The organism is Thermobacillus sp. ZCTH02-B1 (genome assembly GCF_002159085.1).
Taxonomy (GTDB): Bacteria; Bacillota; Bacilli; order Paenibacillales; family Paenibacillaceae; genus Thermobacillus.
In genome coordinates this window covers 20,962-40,291 of the sequence record NZ_LZRU01000025.1, presented here as the reverse complement: position 1 = coordinate 40,291, position 19,330 = coordinate 20,962, and the positions used below count along the sequence as shown (strand labels likewise).

The window sequence follows — 19,330 nt, the reverse complement described above, 5'->3', positions numbered from 1 at the left end:
GGGACGGGCTTTGGCGGAATGTTGTTCCGCCAGAACGAAGCATTGGAACGGAGGAGGTTCCCGACGGTTGTCCCTCATGCAAGCCGTCGACAGGGTGCGGACAGACGGGGCCGTCCCGGACAGGGACGGCCCTTTTCGGCTTGAAGAAGGCATTCACTGCACCGTCTTGTTGTAGGCCTGAATTTTCTCCGTAATCTCCTTTTCGGCGTCGGTCAGCGCCTGTTCGACCGGTTTCGCCCCGTGGATGATTTCCTCCATCGCCTGTTCCACGATCTGGCGGGCTTCCGGGAAGATGCGCAGCGGGGGTTTCCCTCCGTTATTGTAGCTGTTCAATCCGGATGCTGCCGCTCGCCGTGCGCACCCGGATCACTTCGCCCGACGTGCCGGCATGATCCGGATGGCTGACCGTGCCGGCGTCGGATTGCACGTCGTAGATGCCGCTGAAGGCAGCGGGCACCGCAATCCGCACATTTCCGGAATCGGAGATGACGTCGAGGCTGCTCCCGTCATCCTTCACGATGTGGATCGAGCCCGAGTCGGTCCGGAGCGAACCGTAGCCGCTCAAGTGTTCGACCCGGATGTTGCCGGAATCGGAGTCGGCGTACAGGTCGGCGGTTACCGATACGGCGCGGATGCTGCCGGAATCGGAGCGGAGCGACAGGCGGCCGCCTTCGAACCGATCCAGCCGGATCGAGCCGGAATCGGTTTGCACCGTCGCGGCGTCGCCCCGGAGCCCGTCGATCCGGATGCTGCCCGAATCGGATGCAATGACGCTCTCGCGGGCGGCGGCGCCGCGGATTTCGAGCGAACCGGAACCGACGCTTGCACGGAACGACTCGATCGCGGCCAACGCATCCTCCGTCATTTCGACCGTGACGATCTGCCTTCCGTTCATCGCCCCGAACGCGAAGAAGTCCCACCCCCGTCGCCCGGATTCCCCGAAACGCAGATTCAGGACGCCGTTCTCGACCTTCGCCGACCGGATCCGCTTCGCGATGCCCGACGAGGCCCTTCCTTCGATCCGGACGGCGCCGTTCCCGGAGGCAGCCGCCTCGAAGCGGATGTCCAGATCCAGGCTCCCGCCGTCGATCCGGATTTCCCGCAGCGAATCGCCGAGCGGCACCGTATGTTCATAGGACACGCTTTTCCCTTTCCCGACGGTAACGTACAGCAGGGCGGCCATCCCGACCGCGACGAGGATCACGCCCGGCGTGATGTTGGCACTGCGATGCATGGCTGTCGATACACCCTTTCCGCACGGGATGTGACTGACCCCAGTGTACACCCGCGGCGGCCGCCCGGGTACAGGCCGCAGGCGGAGAAGCCGCCCGACTTTGGTCGGGGCCTGCCATCCGTCCGGTTCCAAGCTTCCTCACCCGGACGGGAGCACCGTCTTCGGCTTCGACGGGGCGGTCCTGCGGCGATCACCCCGAAAGCCGCAGCAAACGGAAGAAGCCGGGAACCCCGCGCGGGCACCCGGCTTCTCGTCATTTCGCATGCATTTTGAATTCGAGGAACAGGTCGTTGTAGTAGGCGAGCATCCGCCGGCCGAGATTCTCGTACACTTCCAGCCGGGCGGTCAGTTCCTCGCTCGGATAGAACCGCTCGTCCTCCCGGATCTCCTCGGGCAGCAGTTCCAGCGCGGCGGCGTTCGGCGTCGCGTAGCCGACGTATTCGGCGTTCCGCGCCGCGACCTCCGGATCGAGCATGAAGTTGATGAACTGGTGCGCGCCCTCGATGTTGCGCGCCGTCTTCGGTATGACCATCGTGTCGAACCAGAGGTTCGACCCTTCCTCCGGCACGATGTAGTCCAGATCCTCGTTCTCCCACATGATCTCCGCCGCGTCCCCGGACCAGACGACCGCCGCCGACGCTTCGCCCCCGATCATCAGCATCTTGATCTCGTCGCCGACGATGGCCTTCACGTTCGGGGTCAGTTTCTTCAGCTTGGCCAGCGCCTCCTGAAGATGCTCCTCGTTCGTGTCGTTCAGCGAATAGCCGAGGCTGTTCAGCCCCATGCCGATGATCTCGCGGGCGCCGTCGACGAGCAGGATGTCGTTCTTCAGCGACGGATCCCAGAGCGCGTTCCAGCTGGTCGGCGGCTCCTCGAACGCCTCGGGGTTGTAGAGGATGCCGACGGTTCCCCAGAAATAGGGAACGGAATAGCGGTTGCCCGGATCGAAGGACATGTCCATGAACCGCGGGTCGATGTATTGCATGTTGGGCAGCTTCGAATGGTCCAGCGGCACCAGCATGTCGTCCTCCATCAGGCGTTCGACCGCGTATTCCGACGGCATCGCGACGTCGTACGATGTGCCGCCCTGGGCGATCTTCGTCATCATCGCCTCGTTCGAGTCGAATGTCTCGTAGATGACGGTGATGCCCGTCAGCTCCTCGAACTCCTCCAGCAGCTCCGGATCGATGTAGTCGCCCCAGTTGAAGACGGTGATCGTGTCCGATCCCGCATAACCGGCGCTCCGGTTGAGCGCGTTCACCCAGGCCATGAGGCCCAGCGAAGCGACCAGGACCGCGACGAACAGATGCACGATCTGTCTCACCGGCGTTCACCGCCTTCCGCCGCCCGCGCGTTGCGCCGGTTGATGAAGTAGTAGCCGATGACGAGCGCGACGGTGAACAGGAACAGCAGCGTCGAGAGCGCGTTGATCGAGAGCGAGATGCCCTGCCGCGCGCGCGAATAGATCTCGACCGACAGCGTCGAGAAGCCGTTCCCGGTTACGAAGAAGGTCACGGCGAAGTCGTCCAGCGAATAGGTGAGCGCCATGAAGAAGCCGGCGAAAATGCCGGGCTTCATGTACGGCACGACGACCCGCGTCAGCACCTGCCACGTGTTGGCCCCGAGGTCGCGGGCCGCGTCAATCATGCTCGTCCGCATTTCCTGCAGCTTCGGCAGCACCATCAGCACGACGATCGGCACGCTGAACGCGATGTGGGACAGCAGCACCGACAGGAAACCGAGCTGGATGCCGAGGATCGTGAACAGGATCAGGAACGACGCGCCGATGATGACGTCCGGGCTGACGATCAGGACGTTGTTGAGTGACAGCAGCACGTTCTGGCGGCTGCGGCGCTTTACTTCGTAAATCGCGAGCGCGCCGATCGTCCCGATGATCGTCGAGACGAGGGCCGAGAGCAGCGCGATGATGACCGTGTTCAGCACGATGATGAGCAGCCGCGTGTCCTGCAGCACTTCCCCGTACCATTCGAGCGTGAATCCGTCGAAGCCCGTCATCGTCCCGCCGCTGTTGAACGAGTAGACGATCAGATACGCGATGGGCGCGTACAGGATCACGAAGACGACGGCGAGATACAGGTTCGACCAGCGCCAGCTCCTAGCCACGGAGCGCACCCCGCTTTCCGATGCCCGTCGCGAACATGATGATGACCATCGCGAGGATCAGGAACACCGCGATCGTCGATCCCATCCCCCAGTCCTGCGTCACCAGGAAATGCTGCTCGATCGCCGTGCCGAGCGTGATGACCCGGTTGCCTGCGATGAGCCGGGTGATCATGAACAGCGACAGCGACGGGATGAACACCGCCTGGCAGCCGGCCTTGACCCCGTCCAGCGTGAGCGGAACGATCACCCGCCGGAACGTCGTCCACGCCGAGGCGCCCAGATCGCGCGACGCGTCGATCAGCGCGGGATTCAGCTCCTCCAGCGAGTTGTAGATCGGCAGGATCATGAACGGGATGAAAATGTACACCGATACGAACACGAAGCTGAAATCGTTGAACAGGAGCTGCCGGTTCCCGATGCCGATCGTCTCGAACACCGCATTCACGAGGCCGTGCTTGCCGAACAGCCCGATGAACGCGTACGTCTTCAGCAGCAGGTTGATCCAGCTCGGCAGGATGATGAGCAGGAGCCACAGCTGCTTGTGCTTCATCTTCGTCAGGACGAGCGCCGTCGGGTAAGCCACGAGCAGCGAGAACGCCGTGATCAGGAAGGCGTACCAGAACGAGTACAGCGTCATCCGCAGGTAGATCGGCGTGAAAAATTTCTCGTAATTTTTCAGCGTGAAGTTGCCTTCGACGTCGAAGAACGAGTAGTACGCGATCAGGATGATCGGCGCCGCGACGAACAGGATGATCCATGCGACGTACGGGATGAGATAGAAGTTCCGCGTTCTAGCCATGGCGGCCATCACCATAGGTTTCGAGACGCTTGTCGAAATCCTCTTCCGATTCGTTGAGCCGCATGACGTGGATCGCTTCGGGTCCGAAGGTCAGGCCGATGTGCTCGCCCACCTCCGCCTTCCGCGTCGAGTGGACCAGCCACGAATTGCCGGATTCGTCGCGTCCCTTGATCTCGTAGTGGACGCCGCGGAAAAGCTGCGACTCGACGCGGATGCGCAGCTTGCCGTTCTCCGGCTCGGTAATCTCGAGGTCTTCCGGACGGATGACGATTTCGACCGGTTCTCCTTCGCGGAAGCCGCCGTCGACGCATTCGAACGGCTTGCCGGCAAATTCGACCAGATAGTCGCGGACCATCCGGCCGGGGATGATATTCGATTCGCCGATGAAATCCGCCACGAAGCGGTTGATCGGTTCGTCGTAGATGTCCTTGGGCGTGCCGGATTGCTGGATTCTGCCCTGGTTGAGGACGAAAATCTCGTCCGACATCGCGAGCGCCTCTTCCTGGTCGTGCGTGACGAAGATGAAGGTGATGCCGAGCCGACGCTGCAGCTCCCGCAGCTCGTACTGCATCTCCGTGCGCAGCTTCAGGTCGAGGGCCGACAGGGGCTCGTCCAGCAGCAGCACCTCCGGCTCGTTCACGATCGCCCGGGCGATCGCGACGCGCTGCTTCTGGCCGCCGGACATGCCGGCGACGTCGCGGTTCTCGTAGCCTTCCAGGTTGACGAAGCGCAGCGCTTCCTTCACCTTGGCGTCGATGGTCGCGCGGTCCAGCTTCTTGACCCGGAGGCCGAACGCGACGTTCTCGTACACATTCAGATGGGGGAACAGGGCGTAATCCTGGAAGACGGTGTTGACCTGGCGCTTGTTCGCCGGCACCCGGTTCACCAGCTTCCCGTTGATGTAGATGTTCCCCTCCGTCGGCTCCATGAATCCGGCGATGAGCCGAAGGATGGTCGTCTTGCCGCAGCCCGATGGGCCGAGCAGCGTGTAGAACTTGCCCCGCTTGATGTCGAAGCTGACCTGGTCGAGGACGGTGACGCCGTCCTCATAGCGCTTGGTGACGCGGTCGAATCGAATGATCACGTCATCCGCCAACTTGATCGATGCCCTCCCTTTCGTCCTGCCGATTTCCGGCCGTGTTCCGTCTGTCCGACGCTGCCGACAGGTGAATTACGATGTTATATTAACATGGATTTCGTCGAGTGGGGATATGTAAAAATCAAGCTTCCGGACGGTCTTCGGAGGGCGGAAAACAACTGACGGGAAGGGGCCGGCGTGTTATGATGAAAGCGGTAACATCCGGCTGTTGGAAAACATTTTCTTCCGGGAGGGGACAGCGTGAAGAGCCGTTGGATCAACTCGCCCGCCGCGTACGCGCTCGGGATGTTCGCGATGATGGTGCCGACGCAGGCGTTCAGCTCGTTTTATTTTTATTACTATGTGGACCAACTGGGGCTCGCCCTCGGCCTGGCCACGATCGCGCGCACGATATACCTGATTTGGGACGCGGTCAACCAGCCGATGGCCGGCTGGTTGTCCGACCGGACGAACACGCGGCTGGGCAGGCGGCGGCCCTGGCTGCTCGGCGCCGTTCCCGCGTACATGCTGACGTTCGTGATGGTGTTCGCTGTACCGCAGGGGCTCGGCAAAACCGGGCTGTTCGTCTGGTTCCTCGCCGCGCTCATCCTGATCGAAGCGGTCGCGACGATCATCTGGGTGAACTACGGGGCGCTCTTCCCGGAACTGTTCCGGGGCGTCCGGCTCCGCGCCCGGGCGTCGGCCGTGCAGCAGGGCTTCCAGATCGCCGCCCTCCTGATCGCCACGGCCGGATCGCCGCTGCTCTACACGTCCCTCGGTTACGGCTGGATGTCGGTGATCTATGCCGTGCTATTCGGCATCCTGATGCTGACGTGCATCTTCAGCATCCGCGAACGTGAAGAAGCCCGGCTGGCCCCGAAGCTGAGCCTCAGGGAATCGTTCCGCACAACGCTGCGCAACGTTCCGTTTTGGCTTCACAATATCGCGAATTCATTCGCCCAGACCGTGAACGGCCTGATCGGTTCGATCATTCCGTTCTACGCCAAATACGTGCTGCGCATCCCGGATGCGCAGGTCTCGCTCCTGCTCGCCTCGATCTTCGTCTCGGTCATTCCGCTCGTCTTCGTATGGTACCGGATTGCCCGAAACATGGATCCGGTCCGGAGCTGGCGGCTGGCGCTCGCCGCCTACGCGGCGAGCGTGCTGCCGCTCGGCCTCGCCGATGGTCTCGCGTCCGGCATCGCGGCCGGCGTGCTCGTCGGCTTCGGGCTGTCCGGATTCCTCGTCACGCCGCCGATCGTCGGCAGCCGGATCATCGACCTCGACTTCGCGGTGACCGGGCAGCGGCGCGAGGGCGTCTACACGGCGGTCTCGGGATTCATCACGCGGGCGAGCGGCCTCATTTCCGCGGTGGCGTTCTGGATCGTGGGGCTCATTTTCGACTATGAGAGCGGGGACAATCCGGGACCGAATCCGGAAGCGGCGTTCGTATGGCTGAGCAGTTACGTGCCGTTCGGCCTGCTCGCCATCGCCTTCGCGATTTCGCTGTTCGTGCGGCTGGGCGGGGGAAGGGAGGAGCAGCATGAAGGGTAAACGGCTGGTGATCAATTGCGACGATTTCGGCCAGAGTCCGGCCATGAACGCGGCCATCATGCATCTGCTCGAAGAGGGGCTTGTCTCGTCGGCGACGATCATGGCGCCGGCGCCGGCTTTCCGCGAAGCGGCCGAATGGTGCCGGAAGCGGGAGCAGCCGAACATCGGACTGCATCTGACGCTCACCAGCGAGTTCGAGGCGCTCCGTTTTCCGAGTCTGACGGGCAGCCCGTCGCTGCATGACGAAAGCGGCAACCTGTACCGGACGGTGGAGGAATTCGAGCGGGGCGCGGACACCCGGGACGTGATGCGCGAGCTGACCGCGCAGTACGAATTGGTCCGGGAGAGCGGCATTGCGATCACCCATGCCGACAACCACATGGGCAGCCTGTACGGAATGGCGACCGGGCGCAGCCACATCCCGCACGTGCTCCGCTGGTGCGCGAAGCGCGGCCTGCCGTTCCGCCTGTTCCGCAAGGTGGATCCGTCCGATCCGCTGCTCGGTCCGATGCCGGGCGTGGAGCGCGCGGCCGCGCGGGCGTCGGCGCTGGCGGGCGTGCTCGGCGTTGCGCTGCCCGATTACCTGCTCTCGCACCCGTTCGAGGTGCTGGAAGGCGAGACGTACGATTCGTTCAAGCGGATGCTGATCGGCAAACTTTACCGTCTGCCCGACGGCATCTGCGAGACGTACATCCATCCCGGCATCGACGATCCGTGGATGCGGGAGCGCATTCCCCACTGGGAGAAAAGGGTGTGGGAGTTCAAGCTGATGATGGACGAAGATTTCCGGTACGCGCTGCGCGACGCGGGCGTCACGCTGGTCGATTACCGGTTCATCCGCCGGCACGGCCGCGAGTCCAGGCTGCGGGCCGGCGCGCGGCTCGCGGCGTCGGTGCTCGGCCGGTAAACAAAGCGCGGCCGCATGCCCGGTCGCCGTTCGGAGGCGCGGACATGCGGCTTTCTTCGTCGGAGCCGGATGGCGGATCGCCGGGATGCGTCCGTACCGGCCGGCGCCGGATGTCAACGGCGTCGCATGCGGCTAGCTTTCCGGCTGCTCGCCGGGATCGCGCATCAGAAGGACGACCGGGCAATGGTGGCTGCCCATGACATGGCTCTCGATTGCGCATCCTCCAGATACGGCGCGAGTCTGCGCGAGACGAGGAAATAGTCGATCCGCCAGCCGATGTTCCGCTCGCGCACCCTCGGCATGAACGACCACCAGGTGTACGCGTCCGTCCGGTCCGGATAGAAGTGGCGAAACGTATCGATGAACCCCGCCGCGAGCAGCCGGGTCATCGCCTCGCGCTCTTCGTCGGTGAAGCCGGCGTTTCCGCGGTTGGATTTGGCGTTCTTGAGATCGATTTCCCGGTGGGCGACGTTCAGGTCGCCGCAGACGACGACCGGCTTGCGCGCGTCCAGCTCCTTCAGGTACGCGCGGAATTCCGCTTCCCACGCGATCCGGTAATCGAGCCGGGACAGGTCGCGCCGCGCGTTCGGCGTATAGACGTTGACGAGGTAGAACGAGGGGAACTCGAGCGTCTGCACGCGCCCTTCCGGATCGTTCCCGTCGGACAGCCCCTTCCGCACCGCGAGCGGCTCGAGCCGCGTGAACACGGCGGTGCCGGAGTAGCCCTTCCGCTCCGCGCAGTTCCAGTACGCCCGGTAGCCCGCCGGCAGGTCCAATTCCAGCTGGCCTTCCTGCAGCTTCGTCTCCTGCACGCAGAAGGCGTCGGCGCCGGCGCTCCGGAAATAGTCGAGAAAGCCCTTGGCCACGCAGGAGCGCAGGCCGTTGACGTTCCAGGATATGAGTTTCATGCGCTACACCCTCGCGCGGTGCGCCGGCAGCCCGGGCACGTCCACCTTCACGCGGAACAGGCCGCCCGCCAGCGGCTGCCGCTCCGCGTTCGCTTCGCTGCCGCCCCCCGCCGTCGTGATGTACAGCTCGTCGAAATGCTCCCCGCCGAACGCGCACGACGTCACGTTTTCGACCGGGATCGGCACCGATGCCAGCTTCCGGCCCGTCACGGGATCCCACCTTCCGGCCTGCCAGCCGCCCCAATGGCCGATCCACAGCTTACCTTCCGCGTCGATGCACATGCCGTCCGGGCCGCCCGGCTCGTCGGCCGGAAATGCGATGGCCGCCCGCCGGTTCGCGATCGTGCCGGTCTCCGGATCGAAGTCGAATGCCCAGACGACCCGCTCGCCCGAATCGATGTAGTACATCGTCCTGCCGTCCGCCGTCCAGGCCAGACCGTTCGAGCAGACGACCTCCGACAGCTTCCGCATCAGTCGGCCGCCCGATTCCAGCACATAGAGCGAGGCGTTCCGCGTCCATGAAGCGCTCATCGTGCCGGCCCAGAACCGGCCGGCCGGATCGCATTTGCCGTCGTTCACGCGGTTCAGGGGATCCGGCTCGTCCGTGCGCGCGATGAGCCGCGTCTCTTCCGTCTCCGGGTCGAACCGGTAGAAGCCGTCGGCGAGACCCAGTATCCACGTTCCGTCCTCCGCGGGAACCGCACAGCCGATTTTCCGTTCGAAGCCATGGTCCGCGACGCGCCCGTCCCGCGGCCGGTAGCGCAGCAGCCTGCGCTCCTCGATGTCGACCCAGAAGAGCTCGCCGAGCCGCTCGTCCCACACCGGGCCTTCGCCGAGCCGGTTTCCGGCCCGGACGACGCATTCCGCCTGATACGTCCGCATGTTGGAATCAACCCCGTTTCCCGCAAAATGCCTTCCGTTCCACACATCACAATAGCAGAACGGGACGGAAAGCGCCATCATCCTTTGCCAAGAAGCGGTCGGGACATTTGACGGTATCCAAACCGCGGCCGGATGGGGTAAAATGAAAGGGTCGACGGATGGGCAAATTGCGGTCATCAACACGACAGACGGGAATCGGGTGCAGATGAGGATCGGATTCTTCGACTCGGGGCTGGGCGGACTGACCGTGCTCGCCGAAGCACTGCGCCGGCTTCCGGCCAAGGACTATCTGTACATGGCGGATACGCTGCATGTGTCGTACGGCACGAGGACGAAGGATGAAGTCAGGCAATTCGTGCTGGAAGCCGTGGAGACGATGGTCGGCCAGGGCATCGACGCGCTGGTCGTCGCCTGCAACACGGCCACGAGCATCGCGATCAACGAGTTGCGCGAGATTTACAGCATGCCGATCGTCGGCATGGAGCCGGCCGTCAAGCCGGCCGTGGAGATGAACCGGGCGACGGGCAAGCGCGTGCTCGTGTGCGCGACGCCGCTTACGCTTTCCATGCCGAAATATTACGCGCTGGTCTCCCGCGTTGACGGGGACGGCATCGTCGATTCGCTGCCGATGCCCGAGCTGGTGGAATTCTGCGAGCGGCTCGAGTTCGACGGGGAGAGAATCGAGGACTATTTCCGGCGGAAGCTGGAGCCGTTCGATTTGGACCGTTACGGCATCATCGTGCTCGGATGCACGCATTTCATCTATTACCGGGACGTGCTTCGGCGCCTGCTGCCGGAGTCGATCCGGATCGTCGACGGCAACGCCGGCACGGTGCGGCGCCTCGCGGCGCTGCTGACCTACTACGGCATCCCGGAGCAAGACGGCAGCGGCGACGTGCGGTTCATGTGCACCGGAGGCGATCCGGCGTATATCCGGAAAATGCGGATCGCGCTCGACCGGGCCGTGACGCTGTGAGCCGATCGGGCTCGGCGGATTCACACGCCGAACAAAACGCCGTACGAGCGTGCGATTTTCATCGAACTCGAGGAAGCGGAAGGCGAACTGCGGGTGAAGCAAGGTTAAGCCTGTTTTTCAGCATCGCCGGCTTAACGGAACGCAGGGACCTTATTTGCGACAAAAACAAAAATGATACGCGGATACGTCAATCAAGAGCTGGCCGATCAGCTTTGTCTTGCCAGACCGCAAACCGAGATTTACCCGGGAAGACCGCGGGATCAACCTGCCGGTCGGGTCGATTTGCCGGTCAGAGTGCAGAACAAGGCTTGTCGGGCGGCATTTTTTATTTGCGGCGTAACAGAAAAGTTATAGTCCCTTTTAAAAACGATGGGGAACACTTGACAAAATGAAAGCCATCGTGTGAGACCTCCTGCTGTGGTGATTGGCGTCTCTATAGCAGAATCCACACGATGGCTTTCTGGGAAAGGTTTGAACGAGAAGTATTGCCGAACAGCCATCTGCCGTTCTATATCATGCAGAACATCTGCCTCAGCCTGATCGGTATCTTGATGACGTTGTACGACGACAACCAGAATATGCAGACGCATATGCAGAAACTGTCCGAAAGGATGAAAGATATTTATGCCCAAACTTCATCCCAGGAATTGTGCGGCTGGATGAAGCAATGGCTTGTGGATTGGGTGCAACAGATTGAAGAACAATCGGGCAAGAAAAGCAATCGGCTTGTTGAGGAAGTCAAGGAATATGTGAAGCAGCATTATCATGAGGATATCTCCCTGATGGAAATCGCCGAGAAGCTTTACGTGAACCGAAATTATCTGTCCCAGTTGTTCAAACGGGTGACCGGGGAGTCGTTTGCCACCTATTTGAACAAATTTCGCATAGAGAAAGCAAAGGAAAAGATGCGTGAAAATCATTATCTGATCAGTGAGATCAGCGAGATGGTCGGCTATCAAAATCCGACTTATTTCAGCCAGGTGTTCAAGTCCATCACCGGCAAAAGCCCGTCGGAATTCTACAAGTGAGAAGGAGTTGCATGAAAACGCAACTCCTATTTTTTGAGCAAAACCATCGGCGCCCACAGGTCACCGTTCCAGACGAACAGCTGGCAGGGCCTGGACCGGCAGGTTGAGGAGCAGGACCGCCAGCAGCAGGCATCCGATCCGTCCCAGCAGCTTCATCTTCCGATTCCTCCCCTGACATGCCTGATTTCATCCCGGACGCATGATATCCGAGGGATGTCATCTCCGTAACAGGCTTTAATCAAAATTCGGTAAAGCGCGCCGCGGGAATCGCGAAGGGTTCGCGTCCGTGAACCCGCGGCCGGTTCGGGTCGTCTATAAATTGAAACGGGGAACGCACACGAGATGACCGGAGCGGAAAGCGGGCCTGCGGGGCGGACCCGCGCGGCCCGGCATTCCGGAACGGTCGAAGCGTTGCCGGTCACCGAAGGATGGCCGGCGCGGGGACGTGACTTGTGACCGTGTCCGGACTGGAGCGTGGGAGAACATGAGCGGACCGATTTTTTTGGCAACCCTCTGGCAATCGGGCACCAATTCCCGGATAATTGAAGCGGGTGTTCCGGGAGCCGCCGCGGTCCCGCGAGAAGCTGCCGCGGTGCCGGGCGCCGATTGCATCGGTACCAGAGGTGGCGAAGTGCGATTCGATTCGGGTTTCGAATATTTGCGATACATCGGCGAGCAGGCCGACCGCAAGGCGCTGCTCACCGAACTGATGAACGCATACGGCAAGGACGTCTGGAACTTCGCCTTCAGCATGACGAAGAAGTGGGACCAGGCGGACGACATCGCGCAGGAAGTGTTCCTGAAGGCTTACCGGAATCTGCACACGTTCCGTAGCCAATCGTCCGTGAAGACCTGGTTGCTCGCAATCACCCGGAACATGGTGCTCGATTACCGGAAGCAGGCTTTCTTCCGCCGCGTCGTGCTGGTGGACGCGTTCCGTGACAACGGCACGGCTTCATCCGCCGAGCGGGAAGTGATCGAGGCGCTGGCGGTCAACGAGATGTGGAAGAAGGTGCTCGAACTTCCATACAAGTATCGCGAAGTCATTATTCTCTATGCGCATTATCAACTGTCAATGAAAGAAATTGCGGAGGTGCTCGGCGTCAGCGAAGGGACGGTCAAGTCGAGGCTGTTCCACGCCAGGAGGAAGTTGGCGGCGAAAGGAGGCGGCGGCGGTGAGACCGACGGATGACGAACTGAAGCGCGAACTGTCCCGGGGACCGCTCAGGAAGCACGGCTTCGACGAACGGCTGCGCCGGCGGATCGAAGAACGTCTGGACGAGGTCCCGTCCCCCCGTCCCTTCCGGTTGCGCCGGCTGGCCGGCGGAGGGCTGGCGCTGTGCGCCATGATCGCCGCGGCCGTGCTGCTGGTCCGGCTCCATCCGATGCAGACGGAGGAGGCGCGGCCGGCCGCCGACGCGATCGTCGGGCAGATGTCGGCCGATACGGGTGCCCCCGGAGAACCGGAAGAGAAGTCGCGCCGCGCGGTGCTGCTGCTCGGTCTCCGGCAGGATGCGGCGGACGGCGGGGAGAGCTCCTACCGGACGCTGCTCCTGGCCGGCGGCCCGAAGCCGTCCGACTGGCTGGCCGCGGAGGGCGGGGGCATCATCATGCCGCACGGTACCGACTTCTGGGGATTGGATGTGCGGGAATACGAACCTGTCGGAGTCCGGCTGGCCGGCGCCTGGAACGCGTCGCGCGGCGGCAGCGTGCTGCCGCCTTCGCCGATTCCGGACGGCGGAAGCATGCCCGCCGTTGCCGAGCGCGTCCTGTTCGCGGGCAACCGCTACATCGCGATCGACCGGCGGCTGGACGGCGAATGGAAGCATTACATGATGGACATCGCCGTCCTCGCCGATCACCGGAATCTCGTCGCGATTCTGGAGGACGTCGAGCCGTCGGTGCCGCTGGCGGTCAAGGACGGCAGGGTCGGCGTCGCGGAGGCCGGCGGGACGGGAACTTCGGGCGTCGGCGAATGGACGTTTGCGCGCAGGGCGGGCTATTGGATGGCGTACATTCGGGAACCCGACGCCGGCGGCGCTTCGGCCCATGCGATCCGGAGGCAGACCGGCTTTCCGTTCGACGATTCGCTCGTCGCCCACAACGAGCTGGCGCTGAACTGGAATGACATCCGGGACGCGCAGCCCGCAGCCGTCGACGCCGTGACGTCGCCGATCCGCAACATGGCGGCGATCCTGACGGACCGGAACATCGTCGTCTACAGCATGCGCGGCGGCAAGCTGGACCGGGAAATGCTGGAGCTGGAGCTCAAATCCGGCGAGACGGTCGTGATGGCCGAGTGGGCGACGCATCCGGACTATGTCGACGCCTGGATCGACAGGGTCAGCGAACTGTTCGACAGGGGCGGAGCACGGTACGCGGGCTGAAGCATGCCGTGCGGCCGGCCGGATTCCGGCTCGCGGAAGAGGCGGCCGCCGGGACGGAATGTCCGGCCGCGGGCCGGGCGTTTCGGCTGCGGCACGGGGGTGCCGGCTTCGGGCCGGCAGCCCGGGCGCGGGAAGGGATTCGCCGGCGGCGGAACTTTATCCGATGCGGCAGAGAAGGCAGAGAAAGAGGGGATTGTCCGGTCGGGCAATCCCCTTGGTTCATGTTCCCGTTGCTGTCGCCGGGCGAGCGCGCTCCGCGGTGCGTGGGAGGCGTCACCTTCGAACATGCGGCCGGACCGGCGCGTTCGGCCTGCCCGGGGGTCGGCTTCCGCGGGCACAGGCTACCGGCCCAGCGCGCTCAGCCAGATCGTCATGGCGCGGCCGTCCCGTTCCGCTCCGGCGGCCCGCAGCAGGCTGTCCGCCTCCGGCGATTCCGCGGCCGGCACGCCGTTCAGGGAGGCGACGCGGATGCTGCTGCGCCCCGTCATCCGCATGACGGCGCGGAACGCGCGGCGCAAGGCGTCCGCCAGCGCATCCCGGGGAATGTCTTCCGGCGGCCGCATCGTGAACACGTTCCTGCCGTAACCTTCGATCCACAGCAGCCAGTCGCCGCCGCGCAGCACGAGGAAGCAGCCGCTCCTTCTCGCGAAGGCGGCGCCGGGTCGGTCGGGCCACGGGGCCAGCAGCCCGAACGGATTGGCCGGATCGGAAGCGGCCAGCACCGTGACGTCTTCCCCGCCGTCGGCTGCGGCGGGCGGCCGGCGAAGCTGCCCGATCCGCTCGCGCAGCACGTATTGCATCGTTTCCACGCCCCGGACAAACGGGCCGCGCGTGACGACGCCGAGGGTTTCGAGCTGCCGGAGCACGGGCAGCATCGTCTCCCAGCGGAAGGGCGACCAATGCTCCGCCGCATCGCGCGCGAGCGCGCCGAATCCTTCGAGCAGGTGGCGCGCCCAGGCCGTGACGGAGGCTTCCGGCGCCTCGCCGTCCCCCCGTCCGTCCGCATCCCGCAGCCAATCGTCGAGCGCGTACCAGCGTCCCTGTCCGGAACCGACGCTCGGCAGCCCGCGGGACGCGCCCGCGCTCCCGGACCCGGGGGACGATCGTCCGGACGTCCTTGCCGGCTTCGCCGCGAGCATCACGCGCAGGGGAGCGAACCGGTCGTTCGACACATGCCCGTCCCGGACCAGGTCCATGAGGTCGGCCAGCACCTCGGACGGGAGCCGTTCCTCGTCCCGCGCCAGCTTCGTCAGGAAGGCGGCGCCGCCCCGCCGGAGCCGGTCCAGCAGCTCCGGATGGCTGACCGGCCGGTCCGCGAGCCGGCGCAACACCGGAAGCCAGAGATCGCGGGACTCGGCGAGGAAGAACGCGACCAGCATCTGCCCGGCGCCGGGCTCCCCGCGCGCCGTCCAGAAAACCTCGCCGCCCGCGCAGAGCGCGTCCAGCATGTCGCCGCGGTATCCGTCGATCCGGGAAGGGAAGACGGCCGATTCCCACAGCTCGAGCGGCAGGAACAGGCCCTGAAGCCTTCCGATGACCCGGAGCAGCCCGCTTTCGCCGGCGAGGCGTGCGCCCGGCGCCGCGTACTGCAGCGCGGCGGCCTCCAGCAGCCAGCGCTCCGGCTCGACCGGCTCGGCCTCCCGGCGCGCTTCCCGCAGCGAACGGCGGAGGATGCGGGAGGCGATCCGGCTGTTCATCCACGCTTCGGCGCCGTCATCCGCGATCGGCGACGGCTCGATCCGCTCCTGCAGCAGCAGTTCGTCGATGACGGCCCGCGCCTGCATGGGATCGAGGGACGGATAGCGGGCGATCAGATCCGCGATCGTGAAGGAGAGCACCCGCTCGGTCCATCGTCCGGCCACGAAGGAGACGGAGGCGGGGCTTGCGGGAAACTCGCGGTACATGTCGCGCTCGTCCGCGCAGATCCAACGCACTTCGCCGCCGAAGTCCATCCGGATGGCGCGCCCGTCCCGCTCCAGCGCTGCGAGCCACTCCGCCGCGCGGCTGCCCGCCCATGCGGCCAGTTCGTCGGCCGAGCTGTCGCCGCGCCGCTTGAGCAGCGCGTACAGCCCGTCCGGATCCGCGGGCGGACCGGCCGGTCCCGGTTCCGCCAGCCGCCGGCGCTCGGCCTCGACCGCCTCCGGCCGCACGGCGCGGCGCAGCGCATCCTCGCCGAACAGCTCGCCTGCCAGCCGCCTGTTGATCCCGATGAGCTGCATCTTAAGGTCGCCGCTGAACTGATCTCCCTCGTACAGCTGTTTCATCGCGTAATCGGACGCGAACGCCGACGCCAGCGGCGACGGGTGCGCCGTCTCGCGCATGACGATGCGGGTCGTGCCGTCCTCGAGGGAACGCAGCGCGTCGAGCAGATTCACAAGGTCCAGCTCGTCATGCAGCGCGCGGCGCATCGCTTCTCCCAGGTACGGGAAACGCTCGGCATAGGGAAGCGCCTCCCGCAGCAGCTCTTCGCTGCGGATCCGCTTCTGCCACATCGGCGTGCGCCGGAAGCTGCGCTGCAGGAGCAGCGACGTCTCCGCGACGCGCCGGAACGCGATCGCGAAAAGGGGCGACCCGGGAAGGGCTTCCGTCAGCAGCCGTTCCACGTTGTCGGACGTCACCTGCCGCACGGCCTCCAGCCAGGCCGGTCCCCATTCCGGCAGGACGAGTTCGATGCCGTCGTCCCGGGCGTGGGCGTAAATCTGCTGCCCCGTCGAGCGTTCCAGCACGTGCCGGATCGCGAGCAGCCAGGTCCGGTTGACGCGCTTGCCCCAGTGGTTGAGGATCACGACGTGCCAGCGCCCCGTCACGTCGCGGTAATATTCGACGACGATCCGCCGGTCGGTCGGAACGGCGCCCTGCGCGCGCTGGGCGCGGACGAGGGCCGCGAGGCCGGCCGCCGCTTCGCCGTCCAGATGGAAGGTGCGCATCAGCCAGTCCAGGGTATCCGCGTCCGATTCCGCCCTGCTTGCGGCGGTATCCGCAGGTCTCGTGTCCGGACGGCCGGACCCGTCCGCCGGCCCGGACGGCCGGAAGGCCGCGGCAGGAGACCCGGAACCCGCCGCATCCGGCCGAACGCCAGCCACGTCCGTGCCCCGGGGTCCGCCGCCGGTTCCTTCCGGCGCGTCCGGCGTTTCCTCCGGTTCGCCGCCCGCCGTGAGCCGACGCTCGAGTTCGGCCCACAGACGGCCGATGGCCATGCCCAGTTCAAAGGACCGGCCGGGGCCTTCGTTCCGCCAGAACGGGATCTCGCTGTACCGGTTGCCCGTCTCCACCGCGTAGACCCGGTCCTGCCGGATGCTCTGGATGCGCCACGAGGTCGCGCCGAGCTGGAAGACGTCGCCGACCCGGCTCTCCTCGACGTACTCCTCGTCCAGCTCGCCGAGGCGGACGCGGGTTTCCGCGTGGTGCACCGGATAGGCGGAGCTCTGCGGGATCGTGCCCGCGCCGGTCAGCGCGGCCATCGCGCTGCCGCTCCGCCGGGAGATGCGGCCGGTCAGGCTGTCGTATTCGATCAGCGGCCGCGCGAACGGGTAATGCCCGCCGAGCACGAGCAGCGCGGCGTGCAGCCGCTCCCGCGGCATCGACCGGAAGCTGTCGCTGCGGAGGACCAGGCGGTGCAGATCGTCCGCGGAGATCCCGCCGTCCGAAGCCGCCGCCATCGCGACGACATGCTGGGACAGCACGTCGAGCGGATCGCGGGGCGGCTCGATCGGCTCGATGTCGCGCCCGGCGATGCGCCTGGCGAGCACGGCGATCTCGGGCAGCTGATCGCGGCTGCGCGCGACGATCGCTCCGCGGCTCAAGCCGCCGACGGAATGGCCCGCGCGGCCGAACCGCTGGATGCCTCCGGAGGCGGAGAGCGGCGAATCGAGCTGGATGACGAGGTCGACATGGCCGACGTCGATGCCGAGCTCGAGCGACGAGGTGGCGACGATGACGCGCAGCTCGCCCGATTTCAGCTTGCGCTCGATCTCCAGCCGGCGCTCGCGGCTGACGCTGCCGTGATGCGACATCGCCATCACGTACCCCGCGTGGTCGTTCAGATGAAGCGTGAGCCGTTCGGCCAGCCGCCGGCTGTTCACGAAAATGATGACGGACCGGGCGCCTTCCATCAGCCGCATCAGCCGCTCGACGATCGGCTGCCAGACGAGCTCGGGCTTCCCGCCGCCCCTCGGTTGCCCGGCCAACGTCACGGTCAGCTCGAGCTTGCGGTCCATCCGGCTTTCCACGATCCGGACCGGCCGCGGCCGGTATCCGCAAGGATGGAGGGCCTCTTCGGCTTCATCCGCGCCGTCCGGATCGGCGGATCCGGCGCCTTTCGGTCCGTCTCCCGGCCGGGGCAGCGCCTCCCGCGGCTCCTCCCATCCGGCGAGGAAACGGGCGACCCGCCGGAGCGGCTTCTGCGTCGCCGATACGCCGATCCGCTGGATCCGGGCCGGGCAGAGCTCCGCAAGCCGCTCGAGCGTCAGCGACAGATGCGCGCCGCGCAGGTCCGCGGCCAGATCGTGGATCTCGTCGACGATCACCTTCTCCGTCGTCCGGAGCATCCGGCGGCCCTTCTCCGACAGGAGCAGGATGAAGAGCGACTCCGGCGTCGTCACGAGCACGTCCGGCGGCCGCCGCAGCATGGCGGCGCGCTGCGCGCCGGTCGTGTCGCCGGTGCGGACGGCCGCGCGCAGGCCGGGCCAGGGTTCCGCGATCGCTTCGGCCAGCCGGTCGATCGCCTCCGCGAATTCGACAATATGGTGATGGATGTCGTTGTTGAGGGCCTTGAGCGGCGTCACGTAGACAATCTTCACGCCCGGCGCCGCGTCCGGCCGGCTCTTCGCCTTGACGCAGTGATCGAGGCAGGGCAACAGGGCCGCCAGCGTCTTGCCGGAACCGGTCGGCGCGGCGATCAGCACGTGGCGGCCCGTGCGGATGGCTTCCCAGGCCTCGCGCTGCACGGGGGTCGGCTCGCCGAAGGTGCGGACGAACCATCGCGCGAGCACCGGGTGGAACCCCTCCAGTTCCGGCGGCAGCCGTTCGCCGGAAGCCGTCATGTCCGTCACCTCCTCCCGGGTTTCATCGCATCGAAGAAAATCCGTACCCCCAGCATACTCCATCCGGTAACCGCGGACAATCCCGGCGCCTCGGCGCATGCGTGAGGACATGCGCATGTCCCATCGGGAAGGGAAGGCATGCGGGAGACGGGGGCATCCGCCGGGTGCGGAGCGGACCGCGGGCGCGCGCGGAAGCCCGGAAGATCGGCGGCCCGGACCAAATGAAAAGGAAGGAGCCCGCCGGATCTCCCAAGGGAGACCCGACGGGCTCTGGTTGGATGCCGGACGACATCCGGCCGATTCGCTATCATGCCGCCGCTTCGGCGCCGTCCTCCTGCTCCGGTCCGGCCGGCTGCCCGCCGTCGGCGGCCTGTTCCCCGCCGGCTTGAGCCTGTTCACCGGACTGCAACT

The 19,330-nt window shown here is 65.3% G+C and carries 14 protein-coding genes and 1 pseudogene; 6 read left to right on the top strand and 9 right to left on the bottom strand.

Annotated elements, in window-relative coordinates; genetic code table 11:
* Positions 1-153: 153 nt before the first annotated feature.
* From A9Z00_RS11560 to A9Z00_RS11535, 6 genes are all read right to left on the bottom strand, one after another.
* The gene (locus tag A9Z00_RS11560; RefSeq protein WP_296977405.1) at positions 154-333 is read right to left on the bottom strand and encodes a hypothetical protein; all 180 of its coding nucleotides are present in this window, start codon (positions 331-333) and stop codon (positions 154-156) included.
* The gene (locus A9Z00_RS11555; protein WP_296977403.1) at positions 317-1,234 is read right to left on the bottom strand and encodes a DUF4097 family beta strand repeat-containing protein; all 918 of its coding nucleotides are present in this window, start codon (positions 1,232-1,234) and stop codon (positions 317-319) included. The genes A9Z00_RS11560 and A9Z00_RS11555 overlap by 17 nt, the downstream gene beginning before the upstream one ends.
* Before the next feature lie 253 nt (positions 1,235-1,487).
* A complete protein-coding gene (locus A9Z00_RS11550; protein ID WP_296977400.1) occupies positions 1,488-2,558 on the bottom strand; it encodes an ABC transporter substrate-binding protein in 1,071 nt (356 codons plus the stop codon).
* On the bottom strand, positions 2,555-3,358 hold the full coding sequence (locus A9Z00_RS11545; RefSeq protein ID WP_296977397.1) for an ABC transporter permease: 804 nt from the start codon (positions 3,356-3,358) through the stop codon (positions 2,555-2,557). The genes A9Z00_RS11550 and A9Z00_RS11545 overlap by 4 nt, the downstream gene beginning before the upstream one ends.
* Positions 3,351-4,166 (bottom strand): ABC transporter permease, encoded by an 816-nt coding sequence (locus A9Z00_RS11540; protein WP_483316302.1) that lies wholly within the window; start codon positions 4,164-4,166, stop codon positions 3,351-3,353. Before A9Z00_RS11540 ends, A9Z00_RS11545 begins: the two co-directional genes overlap by 8 nt.
* Positions 4,150-5,253 carry an ABC transporter ATP-binding protein gene (locus A9Z00_RS11535; RefSeq protein WP_296977391.1) on the bottom strand — a complete coding sequence of 368 codons (1,104 nt, stop codon included), beginning with the start codon at positions 5,251-5,253 and terminating at the stop codon, positions 4,150-4,152. Before A9Z00_RS11535 ends, A9Z00_RS11540 begins: the two co-directional genes overlap by 17 nt.
* Positions 5,254-5,496: 243 nt before the next feature.
* Here A9Z00_RS11535 and A9Z00_RS11530 point away from each other — a divergent pair, with 243 nt between their 5' ends.
* Entirely contained in the window at positions 5,497-6,789 is a 1,293-nt protein-coding gene (locus tag A9Z00_RS11530; protein WP_296977388.1) for an MFS transporter, read from the top strand.
* Positions 6,779-7,696: a polysaccharide deacetylase family protein gene (locus A9Z00_RS11525; protein ID WP_296977385.1), complete on the top strand. Its 918-nt coding sequence runs from the start codon at positions 6,779-6,781 to the stop codon at positions 7,694-7,696. Before A9Z00_RS11530 ends, A9Z00_RS11525 begins: the two co-directional genes overlap by 11 nt.
* Before the next feature lie 132 nt (positions 7,697-7,828).
* Here the strand turns inward: A9Z00_RS11525 and A9Z00_RS11520 are convergent.
* Positions 7,829-8,604 (bottom strand): annotated as a pseudogene (locus tag A9Z00_RS11520) (exodeoxyribonuclease III).
* A 3-nt stretch (positions 8,605-8,607) separates the two neighbouring features.
* On the bottom strand, positions 8,608-9,486 hold the full coding sequence (locus tag A9Z00_RS11515; protein ID WP_296977382.1) for an SMP-30/gluconolactonase/LRE family protein: 879 nt from the start codon (positions 9,484-9,486) through the stop codon (positions 8,608-8,610).
* Positions 9,487-9,691: 205 nt separating this feature from the next.
* Between A9Z00_RS11515 and murI the strand changes: the two genes are divergently transcribed.
* The 4 genes from murI (at position 9,692) to A9Z00_RS11495 (ending at position 13,877) form a co-directional block, all read left to right on the top strand.
* A complete protein-coding gene (gene murI, locus A9Z00_RS11510) occupies positions 9,692-10,462 on the top strand; it encodes a glutamate racemase (protein ID WP_296977468.1) in 771 nt (256 codons plus the stop codon).
* Positions 10,463-10,914: 452 nt separating this feature from the next.
* Entirely contained in the window at positions 10,915-11,490 is a 576-nt protein-coding gene (locus A9Z00_RS11505; RefSeq protein WP_296977380.1) for a helix-turn-helix domain-containing protein, read from the top strand.
* A gap of 631 nt (positions 11,491-12,121) precedes the next feature.
* Positions 12,122-12,682: a sigma-70 family RNA polymerase sigma factor gene (locus tag A9Z00_RS11500; RefSeq protein WP_296977377.1), complete on the top strand. Its 561-nt coding sequence runs from the start codon at positions 12,122-12,124 to the stop codon at positions 12,680-12,682.
* Entirely contained in the window at positions 12,666-13,877 is a 1,212-nt protein-coding gene (locus tag A9Z00_RS11495) for a hypothetical protein (protein WP_296977375.1), read from the top strand. Before A9Z00_RS11500 ends, A9Z00_RS11495 begins: the two co-directional genes overlap by 17 nt.
* A 341-nt stretch (positions 13,878-14,218) precedes the next feature.
* Here A9Z00_RS11495 and A9Z00_RS11490 read toward each other — a convergent pair whose 3' ends face one another.
* Positions 14,219-18,919: a DEAD/DEAH box helicase gene (locus A9Z00_RS11490; protein WP_296977372.1), complete on the bottom strand. Its 4,701-nt coding sequence runs from the start codon at positions 18,917-18,919 to the stop codon at positions 14,219-14,221.
* Positions 18,920-19,330: the final 411 nt, after the last annotated feature.

Excerpts from the sequence above, each read along its gene's own strand:
- A9Z00_RS11515 (WP_296977382.1), bottom strand. The coding sequence starts at position 9,486 with ATGCGGACGTATCAGGCGGAATGCGTCGTCCGGGCCGGAAACCGGCTC.
- A9Z00_RS11540 (WP_483316302.1), bottom strand. The coding sequence starts at position 4,166 with ATGGCCGCCATGGCTAGAACGCGGAACTTCTATCTCATCCCGTACGTC.
- A9Z00_RS11505 (WP_296977380.1), top strand. The coding sequence starts at position 10,915 with ATGGCTTTCTGGGAAAGGTTTGAACGAGAAGTATTGCCGAACAGCCAT.
- A9Z00_RS11555 (WP_296977403.1), bottom strand. The coding sequence starts at position 1,234 with ATGCATCGCAGTGCCAACATCACGCCGGGCGTGATCCTCGTCGCGGTC.
- A9Z00_RS11490 (WP_296977372.1), bottom strand. The coding sequence starts at position 18,919 with ATGACGGCTTCCGGCGAACGGCTGCCGCCGGAACTGGAGGGGTTCCAC.
- A9Z00_RS11525 (WP_296977385.1), top strand. The coding sequence starts at position 6,779 with ATGAAGGGTAAACGGCTGGTGATCAATTGCGACGATTTCGGCCAGAGT.
- murI (WP_296977468.1), top strand. The coding sequence starts at position 9,692 with ATGAGGATCGGATTCTTCGACTCGGGGCTGGGCGGACTGACCGTGCTC.